The sequence below is a fragment of the Arthrobacter sp. R4 genome (assembly GCF_051365025.1).
Taxonomy (GTDB): Bacteria; Actinomycetota; Actinomycetes; order Actinomycetales; family Micrococcaceae; genus Arthrobacter.
Map to the genome: position 1 here is coordinate 255,789 of NZ_JBLWIJ010000013.1, position 19,711 is coordinate 275,499.

General features: G+C 66.2%; 17 protein-coding genes and 3 tRNA genes. 6 read left to right on the forward strand and 14 right to left on the reverse strand.

From position 1 onward, the window contains the following. Positions 1 to 70: 70 nt before the first annotated feature. From ACLKOZ_RS09695 to ACLKOZ_RS09710, 4 genes are all read right to left on the reverse strand, one after another. Positions 71 to 1,177 carry a LacI family DNA-binding transcriptional regulator gene (locus ACLKOZ_RS09695; RefSeq protein WP_436474672.1) on the reverse strand — a complete coding sequence of 369 codons (1,107 nt, stop codon included), beginning with the start codon at positions 1,175 to 1,177 and terminating at the stop codon, positions 71 to 73. Positions 1,178 to 1,467: 290 nt separating this feature from the next. Next, positions 1,468 to 1,543, reverse strand: a tRNA-Phe gene (locus ACLKOZ_RS09700). A gap of 48 nt (positions 1,544 to 1,591) precedes the next feature. Beyond that, positions 1,592 to 1,665, reverse strand: a tRNA-Asp gene (locus tag ACLKOZ_RS09705). A 92-nt stretch (positions 1,666 to 1,757) separates the two neighbouring features. Continuing rightward, positions 1,758 to 1,830, reverse strand: a tRNA-Glu gene (locus ACLKOZ_RS09710). Between the two features lie 169 nt (positions 1,831 to 1,999). On the opposite strand from ACLKOZ_RS09710, the gene ACLKOZ_RS09715 reads away from it, so the two are divergent. Then, positions 2,000 to 3,022 (forward strand): PHP domain-containing protein, encoded by a 1,023-nt coding sequence (locus tag ACLKOZ_RS09715; protein WP_376044692.1) that lies wholly within the window; start codon positions 2,000 to 2,002, stop codon positions 3,020 to 3,022. A gap of 25 nt (positions 3,023 to 3,047) precedes the next feature. Here the strand turns inward: ACLKOZ_RS09715 and ACLKOZ_RS09720 are convergent, their stop codons facing one another. After that, complete coding sequence (locus ACLKOZ_RS09720; protein ID WP_436474675.1) at positions 3,048 to 3,743, reverse strand: DsbA family protein; 696 nt, start codon at positions 3,741 to 3,743, stop codon at positions 3,048 to 3,050. A gap of 117 nt (positions 3,744 to 3,860) precedes the next feature. On the opposite strand from ACLKOZ_RS09720, the gene ACLKOZ_RS09725 reads away from it, so the two are divergent. From ACLKOZ_RS09725 to ACLKOZ_RS09735, 3 genes are read left to right on the forward strand one after another with little or no spacing between them, the layout of a single operon-like run. Then, a complete protein-coding gene (locus ACLKOZ_RS09725) occupies positions 3,861 to 4,823 on the forward strand; it encodes a DMT family transporter (protein ID WP_436474677.1) in 963 nt (320 codons plus the stop codon). 23 nt (positions 4,824 to 4,846) lie between these two features. Continuing rightward, a complete protein-coding gene (locus ACLKOZ_RS09730; protein ID WP_337347095.1) occupies positions 4,847 to 5,275 on the forward strand; it encodes a metallopeptidase family protein in 429 nt (142 codons plus the stop codon). A 41-nt stretch (positions 5,276 to 5,316) separates the two neighbouring features. Next, positions 5,317 to 6,237 (forward strand): cation diffusion facilitator family transporter, encoded by a 921-nt coding sequence (locus ACLKOZ_RS09735; protein ID WP_337351795.1) that lies wholly within the window; start codon positions 5,317 to 5,319, stop codon positions 6,235 to 6,237. A 92-nt stretch (positions 6,238 to 6,329) separates the two neighbouring features. On the opposite strand, the gene ACLKOZ_RS09740 is transcribed toward ACLKOZ_RS09735, so the two are convergent. Genes ACLKOZ_RS09740 through ACLKOZ_RS09750 form a run of 3 tightly spaced genes read right to left on the reverse strand, consistent with a single transcriptional unit; the run spans position 6,330 to position 8,663 of the window. Then, entirely contained in the window at positions 6,330 to 6,860 is a 531-nt protein-coding gene (locus tag ACLKOZ_RS09740) for a hypothetical protein (protein WP_436474680.1), read from the reverse strand. After that, positions 6,860 to 7,789, reverse strand: coding sequence for a DUF692 domain-containing protein (locus ACLKOZ_RS09745; RefSeq protein WP_436474682.1), 930 nt, complete (start codon positions 7,787 to 7,789; stop codon positions 6,860 to 6,862). The genes ACLKOZ_RS09740 and ACLKOZ_RS09745 overlap by 1 nt, the downstream gene beginning before the upstream one ends. After that, on the reverse strand, positions 7,752 to 8,663 hold the full coding sequence (locus tag ACLKOZ_RS09750; RefSeq protein WP_436474684.1) for a TIGR04222 domain-containing membrane protein: 912 nt from the start codon (positions 8,661 to 8,663) through the stop codon (positions 7,752 to 7,754). Before ACLKOZ_RS09750 ends, ACLKOZ_RS09745 begins: the two co-directional genes overlap by 38 nt. Before the next feature lie 283 nt (positions 8,664 to 8,946). Here ACLKOZ_RS09750 and ACLKOZ_RS09755 point away from each other — a divergent pair, with 283 nt between their 5' ends. Next, positions 8,947 to 10,371 carry a C40 family peptidase gene (locus ACLKOZ_RS09755; RefSeq protein ID WP_436474686.1) on the forward strand — a complete coding sequence of 475 codons (1,425 nt, stop codon included), beginning with the start codon at positions 8,947 to 8,949 and terminating at the stop codon, positions 10,369 to 10,371. A 63-nt stretch (positions 10,372 to 10,434) separates the two neighbouring features. Here ACLKOZ_RS09755 and ACLKOZ_RS09760 read toward each other — a convergent pair whose 3' ends face one another. From ACLKOZ_RS09760 to ACLKOZ_RS09780, 5 genes are all read right to left on the reverse strand, one after another. Then, positions 10,435 to 11,241: an ABC transporter permease gene (locus ACLKOZ_RS09760; RefSeq protein WP_337351964.1), complete on the reverse strand. Its 807-nt coding sequence runs from the start codon at positions 11,239 to 11,241 to the stop codon at positions 10,435 to 10,437. Positions 11,242 to 11,344: 103 nt separating this feature from the next. Continuing rightward, complete coding sequence (locus ACLKOZ_RS09765) at positions 11,345 to 12,481, reverse strand: ABC transporter ATP-binding protein (protein WP_436474687.1); 1,137 nt, start codon at positions 12,479 to 12,481, stop codon at positions 11,345 to 11,347. After that, entirely contained in the window at positions 12,478 to 13,779 is a 1,302-nt protein-coding gene (locus ACLKOZ_RS09770) for a LolA family protein (protein ID WP_436474689.1), read from the reverse strand. The genes ACLKOZ_RS09765 and ACLKOZ_RS09770 overlap by 4 nt, the downstream gene beginning before the upstream one ends. An 85-nt stretch (positions 13,780 to 13,864) precedes the next feature. Continuing rightward, a complete protein-coding gene (locus tag ACLKOZ_RS09775) occupies positions 13,865 to 16,690 on the reverse strand; it encodes a PEP/pyruvate-binding domain-containing protein (RefSeq protein ID WP_436474691.1) in 2,826 nt (941 codons plus the stop codon). Between the two features lie 140 nt (positions 16,691 to 16,830). Further along, positions 16,831 to 17,868, reverse strand: a complete 1,038-nt coding sequence (locus tag ACLKOZ_RS09780; protein WP_436474693.1) for a universal stress protein — start codon at positions 17,866 to 17,868, stop codon at positions 16,831 to 16,833. Between the two features lie 428 nt (positions 17,869 to 18,296). Here ACLKOZ_RS09780 and ACLKOZ_RS09785 point away from each other — a divergent pair, with 428 nt between their 5' ends. Next, entirely contained in the window at positions 18,297 to 18,956 is a 660-nt protein-coding gene (locus ACLKOZ_RS09785) for an FAD/NAD(P)-binding protein (protein WP_337351963.1), read from the forward strand. Positions 18,957 to 19,036: 80 nt separating this feature from the next. On the opposite strand, the gene ACLKOZ_RS09790 is transcribed toward ACLKOZ_RS09785, so the two are convergent. Continuing rightward, positions 19,037 to 19,651, reverse strand: a complete 615-nt coding sequence (locus ACLKOZ_RS09790; protein WP_436474695.1) for a copper resistance CopC family protein — start codon at positions 19,649 to 19,651, stop codon at positions 19,037 to 19,039. Positions 19,652 to 19,711 lie beyond the last annotated feature (60 nt).

Here is a 19,711-nt window from a genome sequence, read left to right on the forward strand (position 1 = left end):
TCTCTTTCCTCTCTTCATCGCTGAAGGTGAAGGTGTGGTTGGGGTTTGCTGTTCAGTAGTTGATTTGCCGTCAGACTGAATAGCGTTCTAGCAGCGGACAGTCGACCATTTGCTGATGTGCAGTGATCGGCTGTCCTGCTGTAAGGCTTGCGAGTGTCTGGACACCCAGCGCACCCATCTCCTCGAAGGGCAACGCAACCGTGGTCAGTTTTGGCCTAAGGTAGGCCGCAATGAGTTCCTGGTTGTCGAAGCCGATCACGGCGATGTCTTGGGGGATGGCGAGCCCGCGCTCCTTAATGGCGTCATAGGCGCCCATGGCCATCCGGTCGTTGAGGCAGAACAGGGCAGTTGGCCTACCTGCCCCCGCTTCAAATTTGTCAAGGATTTCGCAGGCGGCCTCGTAGCCGCCATCTGCCGTCGCGTGGCCCGACACGATGAGTTCAGGATCGAGTTCCAAGCCTGCTTCGGCGAGTGCTTCGCGGCAACCCTCCAAGCGCCCGACGGCGGCGGGGATGTCAGGATCCAGGTTGATGACGCCGATCCGGGAGTGTCCGGCCCGGAGCAAACGTTCGACGGCGACGCGGCCGCCGGCGCGTTCGTCGGGGACGATCGAGGGCAGCTTCCCATCCGCGTCGAAGCAGTTGATGAGGACGGTGGGCACTTCGTGGGCGCTTTGGGGAACGTGCACACCCCGGTGGTAGGTAGCCGCGTAGAGAAGCCCTTCCACTCTTTGTTCCAGCAGCTTTTCAACGGCGGCATCTTCCATGCCCTGGTTGGGTCCTACGGCATCGGCCTGGTCGGAGGGGGCGATGAGCAGGAACCTGCGGTCCAGCCAGGCCTGGTCCTGGGCGCCCTTGATGATGTCGACGGCGAAGGGTGCCGTGACGATCTCTGTCACCAGTCCGTACCAGTCACTCCGCTGCGAAGCCAGGGCCCGCGCGCCGGCGTTGGGCCGGTAGCCCAGTGTCTGGACAGCTTCGAGGATGCGGTGCTTGGTGTCTTCGGAGATGCTGGAGTTTTCCCGGTTGCTGAGGACGAAGGAAACGGCGGTTCGGGACACTCCGGCGGCCTTGGCAACGTCCGCCATGGTGACACCACGGTTGATGGGGACCGCCGTCGTCGTTCGCCTGGCTGCGCCTGCCTCCGCAGCGGGTGCGGGTGGGGTGCTGTTCGCCATTGAATGCTCCGGAATTTCTGTCTGGGGCCGGCCTATTGACCGGGCATCTGGGCTACTAACGCGCGTTACTTGCGCTGTGTGATTTAGGTTACGCGCGTTAGTTGGATCATGTCAACGGCTAATTTTGGCCACTCCCCCAGAAACGGACTAATCCCCTTGAAACTCCAGGGGGAATTGTCCAAGCGTCGGGGAGAAGCTGCGGGGAGCGAGTACTCGGGGCCGTGGCGCCACCAAGGAGCGCAGCCGTTAAAGAAGAAAAGCACCAGTTCCGAAGAACTGATGCTTCCCAGTGGTGGCTCCGACCGGCGTCGATCCGGTGACCTTTCGATTTTCAGTCGAACGCTCTACCAACTGAGCTACAGAGCCTAGGTGACATGTCACCATGACCGCCGGAATTTCTTCTGGCAATCAGAGCGACCCTGACGGGACTTGAACCCGCGACCTCCGCCGTGACAGGGCGGCGCGCTAACCAACTGCGCTACAGGGCCTTGCATTTCTTGCTTCCGCAGTATCGCTACCGCGTTTTTTCAAGGCTTCCAGCCTACCAGACTTTTTATGCCTGCCTGACCAGTTCCTTGCGTACCCCCAACGGGATTCGAACCCGTGCCGCCGCCGTGAAAGGGCGGTGTCCTAGGCCGCTAGACGATGGGGGCCAGAACCCGTTCGGAGCAAAAAGAAAAGGCTTCGAGCCGAGGCTGTCAGTCTTTGTCCTTCGCAGTTCCTCCGAACTGGACTCTAAAACTATAGGGCCTTCGCCGGGATAATCCAAAATCGACCCCCACGCACCTGACCAAAGCACCCGGAAGCGGCGAAGATGGACAGATGGATGCCGTCGCCGCGCTCAACGAAATTGCTTTCTGGCTGGAGCGCGAACGCGCCGCCACGTTCAAGGTCCAAGCTTTCCGGAAGGCAGCGGGCATCATCGCTGACCTGGAGCCCGCCGAACTGGAAGCGCGGGCGCACGATGGCAGGCTCAAGCGCATGAAGGGAATCGGCGACCGGACGTACGAAGTGATCCGCCAGGCCGTGAATGGCGAAGTGCCGGACTACCTGGAGGACCTGCGCCAGCGCAGCACAGGAACGCTGGCGGAGGGCGGCAACGAACTTCTCTCATCCCTCCGCGGTGACCTCCACAGCCACAGCGACTGGTCCGACGGCGGATCCCCCATCTCGCTGATGGCTGAGGCCGCGCAGGTGCTGGGTCGGGAGTACCTGGCGCTCACTGACCACTCCCCCAACCTCAAGGTTGCCAACGGGCTCAGTGCCGAACGCCTCACTGAGCAACTCGACGTGGTGGCGGGGATCAACGCCGGCACCGGCAAAAACGGCTTCACCCTCCTCGCCGGGATCGAGGTGGACATCTTGGAGAATGGTGAGCTGGACCAGGCTCCCGAAATGCTGGACCGGCTGGACATTGTGGTGGCCAGTGTCCATTCAAAACTGCGGTCGGACCGGAGCACCATGACCCGGCGCATGCTGGCGGGCATCCGCGATCCACACACGAACGTGTTGGGCCACTGCACCGGCCGCCTGGTGGAAGGATCGCGCGGGACACGTCCGCAGTCAGAGTTCGACGCCAAGAAGGTGTTCGCCGCCTGTGCGGAAAACAACGTGGCCGTGGAGATCAACTCGCGGCCGGAGCGGCAGGATCCACCGGACGACCTGATCCAGCTCGCCCTCGACGCCGGTTGCCTGTTCTCCATTGACAGCGACGCGCACGCCCCCGGGCAGCTGGACTTCCTGCAGTACGGCGCGGCTCGGGCGGCCAGCAATGGCGTGCCAGCCGAGCGCATCATCACCACCTGGCCGCTGGACCGGGTTCTGGAGTGGGCCCGGACGGCCTGAAAAAGGCAGCCGCTCCGCCACTCCGCTACTTCACGGCGTCGGCAAGTTTCTGCCGGAACTCCTGCTTGGTGCTAAGGGTGAGCTTTTCGCCGTCGAGGAAAAACGTGGGCGTACCGGTCACGCCTAAGGCAATCCCGTCCGTGATGTCAGCCCGGATGCGTTGCTTGGTTTTGTCGTCTGCGACTGCAGCATCGAATGCAGCCAGGTCCAGTTCCAGTTCCGCGGCGAACGTCCTGAAAAGGGGCGCCTGGGATTCGGGTTGTCCATGCCACTGGTCCTGGGTTTCGAACAACTTGGCCTGCATCGCTGCGAACTTGCCCTGCCGTGCGGCGGCTTCAACTGCGAGGGCAGCTTGTCCTGAGTTCGGGTGCGATGACAAGGGAAAGTACCGGTTGACGAAGGTGATCCTGTCGCCGAATTCCTCTTTAAGTTCTTCCACGAAGGGATGGATGGAACGGCAGGCCTCGCATTCGAAGTCCAGGAACTCCACGAGTTGCGCCTTTTCCACTGCCGGAGTGGTGAGCCGGTGGCTGTCAGTCCGGACAAGCTGTTCGCTGCTGGCCTCCCCGTTGCCGGCCACCGGCGGATCCTGTGACGGCTTGTTCGTTGTCAACACCGCATACCAAGCCGCGCCTCCAACCACGATGACGGCCAGCAGGATCCAGATGACAAGGCGTATTCGCTTAGCGGTGTCCGGCGACGATGTTGCAGCTGAGACCATGAAACGCATCCTAATCGAGGTCCCAGCCATCCCCGGGCGCGCCTTTGGCAGGAACTCGACTAGACGTGGCCGATTTCCGCCAGCCGCGGTTATCGTGACCCGGATAGATTGGGCAGCATGGCAACCACCTCCCGCACCAACTCTGTGACCTCAGCGACGCCTTCTGCCTCCCCCAGCCGCATCAATGCCCTCGGCATCGCGGCCGTGGCCGTCACTGTGGTGCTTTGGGCGTCGGCGTTCGTGGGCATCCGGGCGATCGGCCCCACATTTTCCCCCGGCTCCCTGACGCTGGGCAGGCTGGCGGTTGCCGCCGTCGTGCTTGGCGCCGTGGTGCTGCCGCAGCTGCTGAAGTCCAGGAAGCTGCCGCAAGGGCGGGAGTGGTGGCCGATCCTGGCCTACGGCGTGATGTGGTTCGGCGGCTACAACGTTGCCCTGAACGCCGCCGAGCACCTGCTGGACGCCGGCACCAGCGCCATGCTGATCAATGTCTCTCCCATTCTCATTGCCGTTCTCGCCGGCGTCTTCCTCAAGGAAGGCTTCCCGCGGTGGCTGATTATCGGCAGTCTCGTGGCGTTCGGCGGGGTGGCGCTGATCGCGTTTGGCTCGGGTTCGGGTTCAGGGGACGGTTCGACGGCGGACGTTGCGGGAGTGCTGCTCTGCCTCCTGGCCGCCGTGCTCGCCGCCGTCAGCGTCATCATCCAGAAGCCGGTGCTCCGGAAATTCCCGGCCGGCCAGGCCACCTTGTTCGGAATCCTGGTGGGAGCCGCTTGCTGCCTGCCGTTCACCGGGCAGCTCGTCTCAGAGCTGCAGTCCGCCCCGCTGCCGGCAACCTTGGGGCTGCTCTACCTGGGCGTTTTCCCCACAGCCATCGCTTTCACCACCTGGGCGTATGCGCTGTCGCTGATCGACGCCGGCAAACTCGCCGCCACTACCTACCTGGTGCCGGGGGCCACGATCCTGATCTCGTGGCTGGTGCTCAGCGAAATCCCCACGATCTGGGGGCTCGTGGGAGGCGTGGTCTGCCTGGTGGGCGTGGGCCTCACGAGGCGTCGGTCCCGCGGACCCCGAAACGCTGCCTAGGGGTTTCCCGCTAGAGTCGGAGTATGCCCGCACACCTCCCGCCCGGACTTCCCATCATCCCGGACGGCCCGCAGGAGACCCCTCCGTTCTCAATGTCCGACGACGAATTTGAGTCAGCGGTCAGCGACGCCCTGAACCGGATCCCGCCCAAGATCGCCCAGGCCATGGACAACGTGGCGGTCTTCATCGACGACGACTACGTTCCCGGGCCCGATGAGGATCCGGACACCGTCCTGCTGGGACTCTACGAGGGAGTCCCCCTGACGGAGCGTGACTCCTGGTGGGACGCCGGTTCCCTGCCGGACCGGATCACGATCTTCCGCCAGCCCATCCTGGACATCTGTGAGTCGCGCGACGAGGTGGTCGAAGAGGTGGCTGTGACCGTCATCCACGAAATTGCCCACCACTTCGGCATCGACGACGAGCGGCTGCATGAACTCGGGTGGGATTAGCGGTCCCATGTTTGAGTACCCCACGGACTAGCCTTGTAGGCATGGGACACGACCACCACCATTCGCACGGGATGACCGCAACAGGCCGGCACCGCAAACGGCTGATTGCTGTCTTGGCCATAACGTTGGCTGTGGTGATGGTCCAGGTGGTGGGTGCGGCCCTGTCCGGATCTCTGGCGCTGCTGGCAGACGCCGGCCACATGCTCTCTGACGCGGCAGGGGTGACCATCGCGCTGCTGGCCGCCTGGATTGCGGGCCGCCCCGCGAGCGACCAGCGGACCTATGGCTACCAGCGCGCCGAAGTCCTGGCGGCGCTGGCAAACGCCCTGATCCTGATTGTGATTTCCGTCGTCATCTTCTCCGAAGCCATCAGGCGTATTGGATCGACGCCCGAGGTCCAAACCGGCATCATGCTCTTCGCTGCAATCCTGGGCATGGTGGCCAACGTGGTGTCCCTGGTGATCCTGCAAGGTGGGCACAAGGAAAGCCTGAACGTCCGGGGCGCCTACCTGGAGGTGCTCGGGGACCTGCTCGGGTCCATCGCCGTCATCGTCGCGGCAGTGGTCATCCTGCTCACCGGCTATCAAGCCGCCGACACCATAGCCTCAGTGGTGATCGCCTTGATGATCCTGCCCCGAGCCTGGACCCTGCTGCGTGACGTGGTGGATGTCCTCCTTGAAGCAACCCCGAAAGGGGTTGAGGTGAAGATGATCCGCGAGCACATTCTTTCGGTTGACGGCGTGTCCGACGTCCACGACATCCACATCTGGACCATCACCTCGGGGGTGCCGGTATTTTCGGCGCACGTTGTGGTGGAGGACGGGGTACTCAACGCCCGCGGCGCGGACCAACTGCTGGACAAGCTGACCACATGCCTTGGTTCCCACTTCGATACTGAGCACTGCACGTTCCAACTTGAACCTGCCAGCCACTCGGAGCACGAGTCGCAGCAGCACGCCTAGCTGCCACCGGCGCGGTGCCCGGGCCGCTGCCAGGCGGCATCGCGATGCAGGAAAACACACGGCTCACGGAGAGACGGGGCCTGTGCAGATGGTCAGCGGGGACCGCGCACCCAGACCCAGCGACGGTGGCTTCCGGCAGCCCACCAGCGGCCTGCACCCACCCGCACGAGCCTGACACCGAACCAGCGGGCCGGGATCCGGCGGCCGTCCGGCGCAGGCGAGGTGTCCATCCGCAGCATCAATGCTTCACGGGTGGCCGCTGTGGGCAGCCGGCCTTCATCATCCAGGAAGTCAACCAGCGCGGCGCCGTCGGCAAAGGAGCCAGCCCGCGGCATGGGCGGGTGCGAAAGATGCCAGTTGAAATACAGCTCCCAAAGCGTGGGGTCTGAGCGGACTTCGGCCGCCAGCGCCGGAAAATGCTGCCCGATGCCGCCGAGCCGTTTCCTGGCCAGGCCCAGCCTGACAGCGGTCAACCGTTGGGGATCAAATCCGTCGGGAACAGGACCGTCGGCCACCAGCGCGGCCACTAGCTCCTGTTGCCGCGCGGCAAGCACGGAACGTGCCACGGACAGGCCGGGTTCGGCGTCGGGAGCGTTGCCTGCCGTGGATTCCGCCGGTCCCATCAGCCGGCGCCCCGTGCTGCAGCCCCAGGCGTGACGCGTGGCATGCCTGCGGCATCCGCGATCGAGTCCAGCTCGGCGAAGAAGGCTGGTTCGGGCGGGAAGTTGCCGTCGCGCTCCAACATCAGCGGCAGCGGACCGGCCACGCGAACGAGTTCTGCGGCCAGCTCCAGCACTTCCACGGGTACCGGTTCCTGGTGGGTGTCCTGGTAAAGGCCATCGAGCACCTGTCCCCCGGCAATATGGCAGTAGGCAATCCGCTCGAGCGGAAATTCAAGGAGTGCGGCCAAGGGCTCGCGCCCATTGTTTACAGCGTTGGCGTAGACGTTGGCCACATCGAGCACCAGGAGGGCACTGGTGCGGTCCAGCAACTCTGACAGGAACTGGCCTTCGGTCATGGAGTTATCCGGCCATTCCGCCAGCGCCGCGATGGGCTCGAGGGCCAGCGGAACGCCAAGGCCGGCCTGCGCCTGGCGGACATTCGCGGCCAGCACGAGCAGTGAGTCATGGTTCCGCGGTACGGGAAGCAGGTGTCCGGCTTCGAGGAGGTCTGCGTGCGGTGCGCCGGCTGGGACCTCGCCGCCGGACCGAACAAAGGCAATGTGTTCACTGACAAGAGGGGCATTGATTGCTTCGCCCGCCGACCTCAGGTGCGCGAGCCGGGTCTGGTCCACCTCGGCGGCTGACCCAAGGGACAGCGAGATTCCGTGTGCGACGGCGGTCAGGCCACCGTCGATCAGCTCCTGCAGGGGAGCCGGGACGTCAATGCCGTGGCCATGATCGTGCAGGTTTTCGGCCACTACCTCGGCAAAGGAAAGGCCGGCCAGGCGCGCAATGGGTCCGGCCAGCCCCGGCCGCCAGCCAATGCCCACGCCAGGCGAAAGCAGGCCACTGCTACCCACCACAACCGCCGCCGCCACAGCTACCGCCACCGCTGCAGGAAGAGCTGCCGCCGCTGCCCGACGATGAGGATGAAGACGTAGAGACCGGATCCCCATAGTACGTGCCACCGCTGGCACCAGCCCCGGCGGCTGGAACACCCATGGCCGACGCGTAGGCGGGCGCGGCCGTCCACAGGCCGGCGGCGCCAAAGAGCGCTGCCCCCACCGCAAGCCGGAAGGGAGCAACACCGGCGTAACCGGCCGTCTTGTCCGGCCGGAGGTCCTGGTTCTCCCGCCGCAGTTCACGGAGAATTTGGATCCCCGGCTGGGTGATGGCGGGGATCTTCGCCGTGAGGACAACAAAGGCGAAAATGCCTGCCATGACTGCGCCCACCAGGTTGATGAAGTCCCGGCCGTTGAGCATGCCAGCGATGATGCGCACCACTCCCAGCGCCAATAGCAGCATGATGGCCCATTTCAGGGCCTTCAGGCCGAGCATCACTCCGCGGCCGCGGACCAGCCCGAGCCGGGCAAGACGCCGGTGGCGGTCGCGAAGCTGGCCCTGGACAGACGCCTCCGCCATGCATGATTTGGGCGTGGACCCGGGGTATCTGGCTGTCCCGGCGACAGCCTGGAGCAGGGGATCTTGCCAGTTGGCGTCCAGGAAGCGACGTTCCTCCGTGGAAGGCTGCCCGCTGCTTTGGTGGGTCCAGACCCAATGGCTGACGGAAACAGCATGGAACGGACCGCCGCTAAGGTAGGCCAGATCCAGCGGCGCGAGGGTATGCGGATCTACCTTCCGGTAGAGGGGAAGAAGCCCGCCGGTGAACAGCCGAAGCAGAAAGACGGAAGCTGCCAGCAAACACCCCGCCGTCAGGTACCACCCCAAAAAGTCAGGACCCTCGATTCCCCATGTCGGTTCCATGCCCAGTTCCCCCCGTTACTCGTCCTGCCACCAATGCTACGGTCCCGGTGCCGCGGTAGGACATGGCGTGAACTCCCCATGTGGACAACCGGCATCATCCACGACACGCCGCCACGAAATGCACTCGCAGGCCGCGCTTGTTGTTTATGTTATTGATGTGACCAGTGTTGCCAAAGTGCAATGGCTCACGTAGCCTCTGAATGCTGAGGGATCGGCAGAGGGGCACTGGGTGCCGTCCACCAGGCCTCGCTCCCCAGCCCAACGATGCTGCGAGGTTCTGCGAATGGCTTCACCCGGATCCGGTCCGAAGACCGCCCTGCTTGGCCTCGCCATCGTACTTCTTGCAGGCATCCCAGCTCCGGCCCAGGCTGTCCCTGCACCGCCGGCCCATACGGTTGCGCTGCCTGCGGCCGCGTTGCCGGCTGCCCGGGTGCCGGGAACGCCGGAGGTCCCGTCTCCTGAAGACATCGCCGCGGCAAAAGCCAGTGAAAGCGCGACGGCGGACCAGGTCACCGCCATTGAGCGCCTCCTGGCCGACGCCGCCCGTGCCCAGGCGGTCACCTTCGCCGCAGCGATGCAGGCAAACAACACCTACAGCGACGCGCTCGTGGAACTTCAGTCGCGGCAAGCAACCGCCGAAGCCGCCACCGCCCGGGCGAAGTCCGCGGGGCTGGAGCAAGACAAGACCCGCAAGCAGGTGGGGCAACTGGCCGGGGACCTCTACCGCAACGGCGGCATGAACCCTGCCCTGACCACCTTCGTCACGGGCGGCGGGGACGTCCTGGGGCAAGCTGCGACCCTTGAAGCCATCTCGGCAAGCCGGAGCCGTGCGTTCGAATCCGCGGCGAACGCGGCGTCGGCGGCCACGTCGCTGACGGAAGCGGCCCAGGACGCCAACAGGGCAGCAGACGATGCAGCCCGGAACGCCGAGGCCCGCAAGACCGAGGCCGAACAGGCCAACGCCGCCCAAGCCAAGACTGTGGCCGATGCAGCCGCACAGCGGACGGTCCTGGTGGACCAGCTTGCCCAGTTGCGAAACACTACGGTGGCCCTCGAATCGGCCCGGGTTGACGCACTGGACCGGCAGCGTGAGGAGGCAAGGCTCGCTGCCCTCAGCGCCGAGGCCGACCGGGCTGCCGCCGAACAGGCTGCGGCTGAGCAGGCTCCTGCCCGACAGGGCTCAGCAGGCAACATACCGGCCGCACCCGCAGCGCCCGCACCTGCTCCAGCGCCCGCAGCGCCCGCTCCCGCACCAGCGCCGGCACCTGCTCCCGCACCAGCACCAGCGCCCGCTCCAGCGCCGGCACCTGCTCCCGCACCAGCGCCCTCACAAAGCGGCTCCAACGAAACCGCCATCTCGGTGGCCATGACCAAGGTTGGTGCACCGTTCTACTACCAATGGGGCGGCACCGGCCCGTACGGCTTTGACTGCTCAGGCCTGGTCCAGACGTCTTTCGCCGCGGCCGGCAAGTACCTCCCACGCACGGCCGCGCAGCAGTACGCTTCGGCGCCGGTCCATGTCCCGATTTCGCAGGCCCAGCGCGGTGACCTGCTCGTGTGGGGCTCCGCGCCGAACTTCTATCACGTAGCCATCTACCTCGGAAACGGCCAGGTGGTGCAGGCGCTCAACCCCCAGGAAGGGATCGGCGTCACCTCACTGAGCAGTATGGCCGCCATGCAGTTGTACCCGTACGCAGCCCGCTACTGACGCCACGGGTTACCGACGCGACATGTGCTGGCCGCACCGGCTTGGCACACTGGGCAGCGAACCTCAGGACAGGACGTCCTTGGTGACGAACCTGCCGTACGCGAGCGCACCGAACACGGCCACGTAGCCTGCCTGCAGCAGCGCATTGCTGGCAAAGGAATCCCACAGCACCGGCTGCCGCAGCAGGTCCCCAAATCCAAGCCAGTAATGGCTGAACAGCCATGGATGCAGCCATTCCAGCTGGGGCAACTGGTCCAGGACCTGGGACACCACTGACAGGACCACCGTGGCGGCCATCGCCCCCACCGGGACAACCGTCAGCGTGGACAGGAAAAGGCCGATCGCTGACAGCCCTGCCAGCGACACCGCCAGGTACGCCGCGATCAGTACCAGGCGGAGGGCAGCTTCCGGCGGCTGGACCACGTCGCCGGACAGCAGGGTGACCGGCCCAATGGGAAACAGCGATGCACCAATGGCTGCCCCGGCCAACGCAACCGTGACAGGCGCCGCCAGGCAAAAAGCCAGCGCGCCGGCATACTTCACCAGCAAAAGCCGCACTCGGCCAGCCGGTGCCACCAGCAAGTACCGGAGCGTACCCAGGCTCGCCTCCCCGGCGATGGTATCCCCGGCAACCACCCCCACGGTGAGGGGAAGGAACAACGGGACGGACACCAGCATCGCAGTGACCGCCACAAAGAGTCCGTTCTGGGCAATCCGGTCCAGGAAGGCGGGCCCCCGGCCCGCCGGGACGCTGGATGAGATCCGGACCGCGACGGCGATCAGCACCGGAATCGCGGCCAGTGCCAGGAGCAGGGCCCAGGTTCGGCGGCGCCTGAAGAGGACACCCAGTTCGGAACCCAGGAGTGGGATGCTGGACGCGGCGCGGTCCGGTGCGGTGAGGCCCTCAGAGACTCCGCGGACCTGACCGCCGGACTGTCGCCGCGGCAGCCTGTTGGGCAACTCGCCGGGCACGCTACTGGGCAACGTCAAACCCCTCCCCCGTCAGCGCCACGAAACGGTCTTCGAGGCTCTCGCGCTCAACCGAAAATCCGCGCACCCGCACCCCGGCCTCCACCAGCCGGGCAACGATCTCCTCCGGTGCCAGCGCACCGGACAACTCAGCACCGGACACTTCTGCGCCGGGCACTTCTGCGCCGGGCACTTCTGCACCGGACACTTCTGCACCGGGCCCGTCACCACCGGGCCCTGCCGTGAACGTTCGGCCTGCCGTGACCGACGTCGTTGCGGTGACCACCTCCCCGTCGGCTTCGGGGCTGCCAGCCACGGGAGTCATCCCCAGCCGAGCCAGGACACCAAAGGCGGTCCCGGCGTCGGGCGTTAACAGGCGGATCCTGGCTTCGCCAGCCTGCCGAAGTTCCGAGAGCGGGCCCTGGGCAACGAGGCGGCCGGTACTCATGATGGCGGCGTGCGTACAAATTTGTTCCACTTCGGCCAGGAGGTGGCTGGAAACGAACACGGTGGCGCCGTCGGCGGCCAGCGAGCGGACCAGGTTCCGCACTTCCCGGGTGCCCTGCGGGTCCAGCCCGTTGGTGGGCTCGTCCAAAACCAGGAGTTCGCGCGGGGACAGCAGGGCGTTCGCTATCCCGAGGCGCTGCTTCATGCCGAGCGAGTAGGCATGGACCCGTTTGCCGGCAGCATGTGACAGGCCAACCCGCTCCAGCGCCTCACCCACCCGGGCCCTGCGCGTGGCAGGGCGCGCGTGGCGGCTCGCGGCGTCCAGCCGGTGCAGGTTCGCGGCCCCGGACAGGAAGGGATAAAACGCCGGCCCCTCCACTAGGGCTCCGACGCGCGGCAGGACTTCATGAAGCCGGTTCGGCATGTCGAGCCCCAGGACGCTGACGGTGCCGGCCGACGCCGCCGCGAGGCCGAGCATCATGCGGATGGTGGTGGTTTTTCCGGAACCGTTCGGCCCCAGGAAACCAAACACTGAACCTTGGGGCACCGCCAGATTCACGCCGTCCACTGCGACCTGATGGCCGAACCGCTTGGTCAGGCCCTGCGTTTCGATGGTCAACCCGGCTGTGCCTTTTCCGGCCCCCGCCCCGGTTGCCCCTGCCCCTGTTGCGGTGCCGCCCTCAGCGGCTGTCACTTGGCCACGGCGCCCGCTGCGGCCTGCAGCCGCTCCGGCGGAACCATACCCACGAAGATGCGCCCGTCGTCGGCAATCAGCACGTTGACCAAAGTGGTGGACAGCAGCCTTCCACCGGGAACGACGACGGCGGCCTGGGACAGGAACGGATCCGCCAGCAAGGATTCACTCAACGCGGATCCTTGCCCGGTTGGTGGCGCCGGGAACCCGATCACGGTCTCCCAGCCGGTGCCGGTCAGGGTGGGACGGGCCACGTCAGGCATGGCATGGGTGGGGGCGGCCTCCAGAAGCGCGTCAGGGGTGATAACCGTGCCAGGTGATCCCGGGAATCCCGATGTGACCGGCCAGGGCCGCGCGCCGGGAAGCGGCAGCTGAAGTTCCTTGACCGTGGCACCGGGCGGCGGGACGAAGTTGAAGAGCGAATCCTCTGGTGCGGCCAGGGACAGGCTGGTGAATCCGGCTTGGAAGGCAGGTTCCGTGTGGCCACGTGCCGTCACCGATACCTTCAGCGGCAGTCCCGTTTCACCATCGACGGCGATCGCAACCTGTCCCACGAGGGTCCCCTGCGTCCGGGGCTCGAGCACTAGGTTGTAGGCCGCCCGTCCGGCGACTTCGACGTCCGTTCCTACGGTGACCTGGGTAGTGCTGTCCACAGCGGCAAGCAGCCTGGTAGCTATCTCCTCCGGCGTCGGAACGGAGTACTCCGGCATCGGCACAGGCATGTCAGGTGCAGTGCCGCTGTCCGGTGGGCTGGGTGGCTTCGGGGCGGCGGGGTCCTGGGCCGGCGGTGCAGGGTCAACCTGCGGTTCGGGCAACGGCTTCGGTTCGGGCGGCGGTGCCGGCAGGGGCAGGTCCCGGGCGAAGGCCGGAAGCGTCAGGTGCGCGGCCGAGTTGTCCCTTGAGTTGTAGAACCAGACCTCGCTGTCCCTGCGGATGACGTCGCGCTCCGCGAGTCGGTCCACGAGCTGGATCCGGACCTTCGCAGGACCGTCCAGATATACCCTCGCGGTGTGCTGGCCGGTCAGCAGTTCGGCGATCGAGGCTACTCCCCCGGCCGCCGCTGGTCCGGACGACGGACCGGTCTCCGGCAGTTCCGGCAAGCCGAGCTCGGAGGTTTGCTCTACGGTGCCGGAAAGGGTTTTTGTCTGGTGTTCGCCGAGCAGAGCCAGCACCTGCGCCGCAGTTTTCTCAGGCAGCGGGTCCCCTGCGCGTGCGGGGATAGAACCCGCCAGCACTCCGGCGGCAATGACGGCCGGCACTGCGGCGGCGGGCACCCACCGCAACCATGCGCGGTTCATTCAAACCACACCCCATCCTTGGAGCCCATAGGTTCAGGTTACGCCTGCCAACGGCCCCGTACACTACCCGTCTTTGGCGCAATGGCTACCCGGGGACCACGGTTCCGGCAGCGCCATCCACCGTTATTTTCTGCCCATTGGACAGCAGGATGGTGGCGTCCGGGACACCCACCACGGCCGGGATCCCATACTCCCGCGCCACCACGGCACCGTGCGAATTGGGGCCGCCCATTTCCATCACCAGGCCGCCCGCGGTCAGGAACAAAGGCGTCCAGCCGGGGTCCGTGGACGGCGCCACGAGGATCTCCCCCGGTTCCAGATGGGCGCCCACCGGATCCAGGATGACCCGCGCGGTTGAGCTGACGGTGCCCGCGGACGCCGGGCTGCCGCTGAGCGTCCCGGGCACCGCTGGTGCGGCGCCCTGACCGCCCGACGGCACGGCCTCCGGTTCAGTACCGTCCGAAAGGAGGACCCGGGGCACGTGGCGGCGTTCCAGTTCGAGGGCGTAAGCTTCCCTCCGCCGTCTCACGAGGCTGCGCAGGTCCTGCGCGTCGGCAGCGTTGTCACCGCCGGCCGCTCCCGTCTTTCGTCCGTTGAGCCCTTGGCGTGCCTCGCTGAAATCCAGGAAGAAAATGTCGTCGGGATCGGCGATGCTTCCGGCTGCGGCGAGTGCCGCCCCCACCTGCTGAAGCTGGTGGCGCACCTCGGCGAGGCCTACCACGATCTGGTACTTGGGCAGTTCGCGCAGGCCAGCGAAAAGCCTGGCGCGCCGCAGCGCTGCACGCACCACCATGCCGCGGAGCCGGCCGCGGCTCCTGGCTTCTCCCACCAGGCGCTCCACGGTTTCCTTCGCCTGCTCCTCGGCGGCGCTGAACTGCACGTCCGGTGCCAGCGAGGAATCCTCCAGCCGGAGGTAGTTGGCCAGCACCCCAAGGATGTGCGTGGGGTCATCGGACCAACGCGGCATACCGACGTCGATCTCCGCCACCGCCCGTTGGCCGTATCTGTCCATAAAACGGGCAAGGCCGGTTTGCAGGACGGCCGGCAGCTGGCCGGCGTTGTATTGTTCTGCCAGCGCCGTAGGCGCCTGGTTCCTGAGCACGGCGGAGGATCCGCCGTCGTCCCTGACTACCGTGGCGAGCCGCCAGAGCTCCAGGTCCATCTCGGTGGTCACGTTGTTGGGCAGCCCCCGCAGCACCTTCTGGAGATCGTCCCACCGGTGGCCGCCCAGCAGCTTTCCGGTCAGTCCCAGCATGGCGAACCCCAGGGCCGGGAGGGGAAGCACTGCCGGCACAATCGGGAAGAGGCGGTTGCCGAGGAGGAATTCGGCGTGTTCGAGTCGCTCCGCAGGCGTGGCCCCGGGCCCGAGCTCCAGGGATTTCCCGAACTCGCGGGAAAAACTGTTCACCCGCCTGAGTGCGGCTTCTGGCCTGAACAGGGCACGGAGGAGCGTCTCAGGTGCCCGGGCGTGCACTGCCGCCGGAACCACGTGCCGGAGCAGGCCGATCGGTGTCCTGTTGGTCACCGAAAACCTGGGGTCCTCGAACACGCGCCGTAGCACCGCGGCTGATCGGGCCTCCATCACGTCAAACACCCGGGGAACGATCCGCCGGCCAGTGGTGCTGCGGGCCACCGTGGTCAGGTCGAAGTAAATGCGTTGCCCGGCTTCCACATACGGTGGCGGACCGTTGCGGGGATCCGGCACGTCAAAGCGGGCGGCCCGCGCCACCGACGAGGCGATCAGCCTGAAAGCGGCCAGCCCCATCGGCGTGATGGGGCGGGTAAGGCCCTGGGCCAGGCTGAAACACAGGTACACGCGGGTTCCGGCCCGGGCAGCTGCCCTCTCCGGCAGCGGATAAAGGGTGGTGATGGGCCGCGACTGCGTGAGCCACAGCTTGCCATCGTGGTCGATGGCCCACTCCGTGTCCTGCGGGAAGCCGAAATGCTGCTCGACCCGCAGGCCTAGCCGGGCAAGGTCGGCCGCCTGGCTGTCGGTCAGGCAGGCGTCCGTTCCCGCGTTGGGCACGTCCAGGGTTTCAGTTCCGCCGCCGGGCAGCGGGCGCACCACCAGGCGTTTGTCCCCCAGGCGCCGCTCGAGGACCTGCCCCGTACCGGGGTCCACCACAAAGTGGTCCGGGTTGACCGAGCCGGAGACCACGGCTTCGCCGAGGCCCGGGCTGGCATCGATGACTGCCTGCTGCCGCCGGCCCGTCAGTGGGTTGGCGGTAAACATCACCCCTGCCGTGGTGGCGTCCACCATCCGCTGCACCACCACGGCGAGCGCCACGGTGGAGGCGTCTATGCCCAGTTCGGCGCGGTAGCTGACGGCGCGGTCGGTCCAGAGCGAGGCCCAGCAGTTCCGGACGGCTTCCACGACGGCGGCGGCCCCCACCACGTTGAGGTAGGTATCCTGCTGGCCGGCGAAGCTGGCGGAAGGAAGGTCCTCGGCGGTGGCCGAGGACCTGACTGCAACAGGCACGTTCTCTCCCAGCGCCGCGTACGCCTCCCCAATGGCGGCGGCTATGTCACGGGGCACCGGGTTTTCTCCGATCAGGTCCCGTGCACGCCCTGCCAGCGCGGCGAGTACCGGCAGGTCGCCATGGGCGGTGCCGTTCCCGGCCTGGCCGTTCCGTGCACGGCGGTTCCGAGCCTGCTCGTTCAGCGCCTGGTGGACGCTGGCCAGGGACCGCCCGGCGGACTGTTCCTGTTGCCCGTCCCCCTGCAGGCCCTGCCCGCCGCGGGCCGTTGCCAGGCGGTACGCCTCGGTGGTGAGGCAGAAGCCGTCCGGTACGGGCAGCCCGGCGGACATCAGCTCACCAAGGTTTGCGGCCTTTCCACCGACAAGTGCCACCATCGCGGAACGAACATGCTCCAGTCCCAGAACCGGGCCATGGGGGTCTGGCATTTCCATGCCTCCTGATCGTGAGGCCTGCACGTGAGTCTGGAGACGGAGCTTTCGAGCGGTGTCTTTGGACTATGGCTTAACGCGGTGCTTTAGAACGCTGGCTTAGGCCGCCGACCTGGCGGCTGACTTGGGCGGTGGGCAGGGCGTCAGGCTGCGCCGAGGATGGGACCGAAGCTTGCCCTGTCGGCGAGCCGCGGATCCTCCCGGTCCGGGACAACAAGGACGGGCCCCTTCGCGTGGTGCAGTACGCCGTCGGAGGTTGAGCCCAGGAGCATTCCGGTAAAGCCGCCGCGTCCGCGGGTTCCCACCACGATAAGTTCCACGTGCCTGCTGGCTTCCACGAGGACATCCACGGGCGAGCCGTCCTTCAGCTCGGATTCCACGGGCAGGTGTGGGTAGTGGCTCTTGAGCCACGCCATCCCGGCATCCAGCTGGACCCGGATATCGGCGAAGAGGGCCTTGCGGTCCATCGGCGCCGGGACCCAGGCGAGCGAGCCGCTGTACTGGGGAACCGCGCACACCACACGCAGTGTTGCGCCGAGGCGTTCGGCCTGGGACGCCGCTTCCAAAACGGCGACACGTGCCTGCTCGGATCCGTCAACGCCCACTACCACCACGTTCTCCACGGGCTGGTGGCCCGACTTGGCCTGTTCGGCTTTGATCCTTTTGTCCTCGGTGGTCTCCCCCAGCCGGTCGGAGCAGATCAGCGGAACCGTCACGGTGGGGCACTTGGCGTGCGCCGGAAGCGCGCTGCTCACGGACCCGAGAAGGCGGCCCACAAAACCGCCCCGGCCGCGGGTCCCGAAAACCAACAGCTCAGCAGACTCGGACATCTCCAGCAGCACGCCGGAAGCGTCGCCGTTTTCAACCGAAGCATCAACATCGATGTTGTAGCCGGACACCTTGTCCAAGGCCTGCTTGACGATCGCTTCAGCCCCTTCACGGATCACCGAATCGTCCACGGTGGCGTAACCGCCGTCGAGTCCGGACGCAGCGAAGATCGGCACGGAGTACGCGGTGACGATATGCAGGGGGCGGCGACGGCGCTCAGCTTCGCGGGCCGCCCAGACAAGGGCACACTGGCCATGATCCGATCCGTCAACGCCCACCACGATTCCCAAAGGAGCGGTGGAACTCTCGCCGTTGTCCCGTGCCGGGTCCGGATGCATCTCTTGTGCGCCCATGGGGGCCGCCTCCTCGCGATACTGCCTGATGTTGCGGCTATTCTGCCAGAAGCAGGCCGTTCCGCGTGCACCTGCCGGACAGCGACGCACCCGATCCGGAAAGCCTGCCTCCACTTCTCACTATTCTCGGTCCACAGGCTCTTAGCAAGCATGTGCAGGGCTGCAACGGGAAGTTATCCACACCCGGTTTCGCTGCCGGCGGAAAGCGTATTCAAAACCTGGTTCGACGCGAAAAGAATGTTTGCGGTTGGGCTATCCATGGAGCTTTTTGTTCTGTAGTCTTCGAGGCACTGCTGGTCCGGGATGCTCTATGTCAGAACGTCCCGGGCCAGCTATTGCGACCGGACTTTGGGGGTAACGGAGCGAGAGCATGGCGATGATGCCTGCGTTTGCCCACACCTTCGAAGGAGGAAACTGTAGTGTCAAGCATGCCTGTGAATGGCGGGACCGAACAGACCACCACGGTGATTATCGGCACTGGCCTCTCAGGCTTGGCCGTGGCCGCCGAACTGCGCCGTAGGGGTGTGCACTCAATCGTGGTGGACGGGCTCGACATCCTGGGCGCCGGACAACCGGCCAATACCGCTTCGCTGCAACGCTGCGACGCAGCAGACTCCGTCTCCCTTCGGGAGCGGAACGAAATCCTCCGCCATCTGCGCAATTATGCGGCCAGCCACCAAGTGGACGTCCGCAACACCACCCGCGCCGTCCAGCTGAGCATGGTCCGCCCGGCGCCGGTCCAGGGGGCCATGGCCGACGAGGCAACGGCCGAAGGGGCGGCATCGCACATGTGGGAGGTACGCACGCCCACCGGCATCCTTCTTGCCGACCACATCGTCCTCACCCGTTGCGCCCACAGCCAACTGCGCCGCATGCTGAGCGATTTCGGTATTGCCGTGGGACGCAACCTGGTGGCCGCGATGCGGGCTATCGGCATCTACCTGGTGGGAGTGGGCGACCTGATCACGCCGTCGCCCAAAGAAGTCCTGCGCCAGGCAAAGACCGTGGGCCAAGCGATCTCCTCGAAAGTCCACCCGGAGAACGCACCCACCATGCTCACCGGCACTTTCGCAGTCCTCCCCGCCTAGGGCCTGCGCTGACTCACCGAGCCTGCGCTGACTCACCCGCACGGGGAACCCCGTCTGGCGGGCCGGCGGCAATCCGCCCGCTATGGGCTGTCTTCTTCGTCGCCGCCCGCGGACAGGCGCCGTTTGGCGAGGATGCCGATGGCCGCCAGAAGGCCCACGGCCACGGCTGCGAAGATCACCAGGCTCCAGGGGAACGGCTCGGATGCGTCCTGGGCGGGCAACGGGTTCGCGGTGATGCCCGGCTGCGCTGAAGCCATGCCGGGGACGGCAGGGGCCGACGTCGATCCTGCTCCCGGTGCCGCACCGGCGGCAGCCGCCGTGGCGGTGAACCCGAACGTCCCCTCAATGGGGTGGGAATCCGAACTGACCACCCTCCAGCTCACCGTGTAGGCTCCGGCCGGAGCGCCCGCCTTGAGCTTTTGGGAGGCCACGTTGTCGACGATCTCGACGGCGCCGTCCGCCCACTCAGCACCTGCCGCGTCCTTCACGGAGAACTGCGAGCCAATGCCCAGGGGATTGTTGTTGAAGGTGACCGAAACGGTTTCCGGTGGCGTGGCCACGGTAGCGCCTTGGGCGGGGCTGCTGGATTCAGCGGCGTCGTGGGCTGAGGCCGGTCCGGCCAGTCCCAGAATCAGGGCGGCGAGGACGAACGAACCGAGCGCGGCGCTCAGAAACTGGCGGCGGATGGAACGCATGCTTGGACTGCTCCCTTGTGTTGGCTTCCTTACAGACTAGGCGAATTTGCCGGCCGGCCG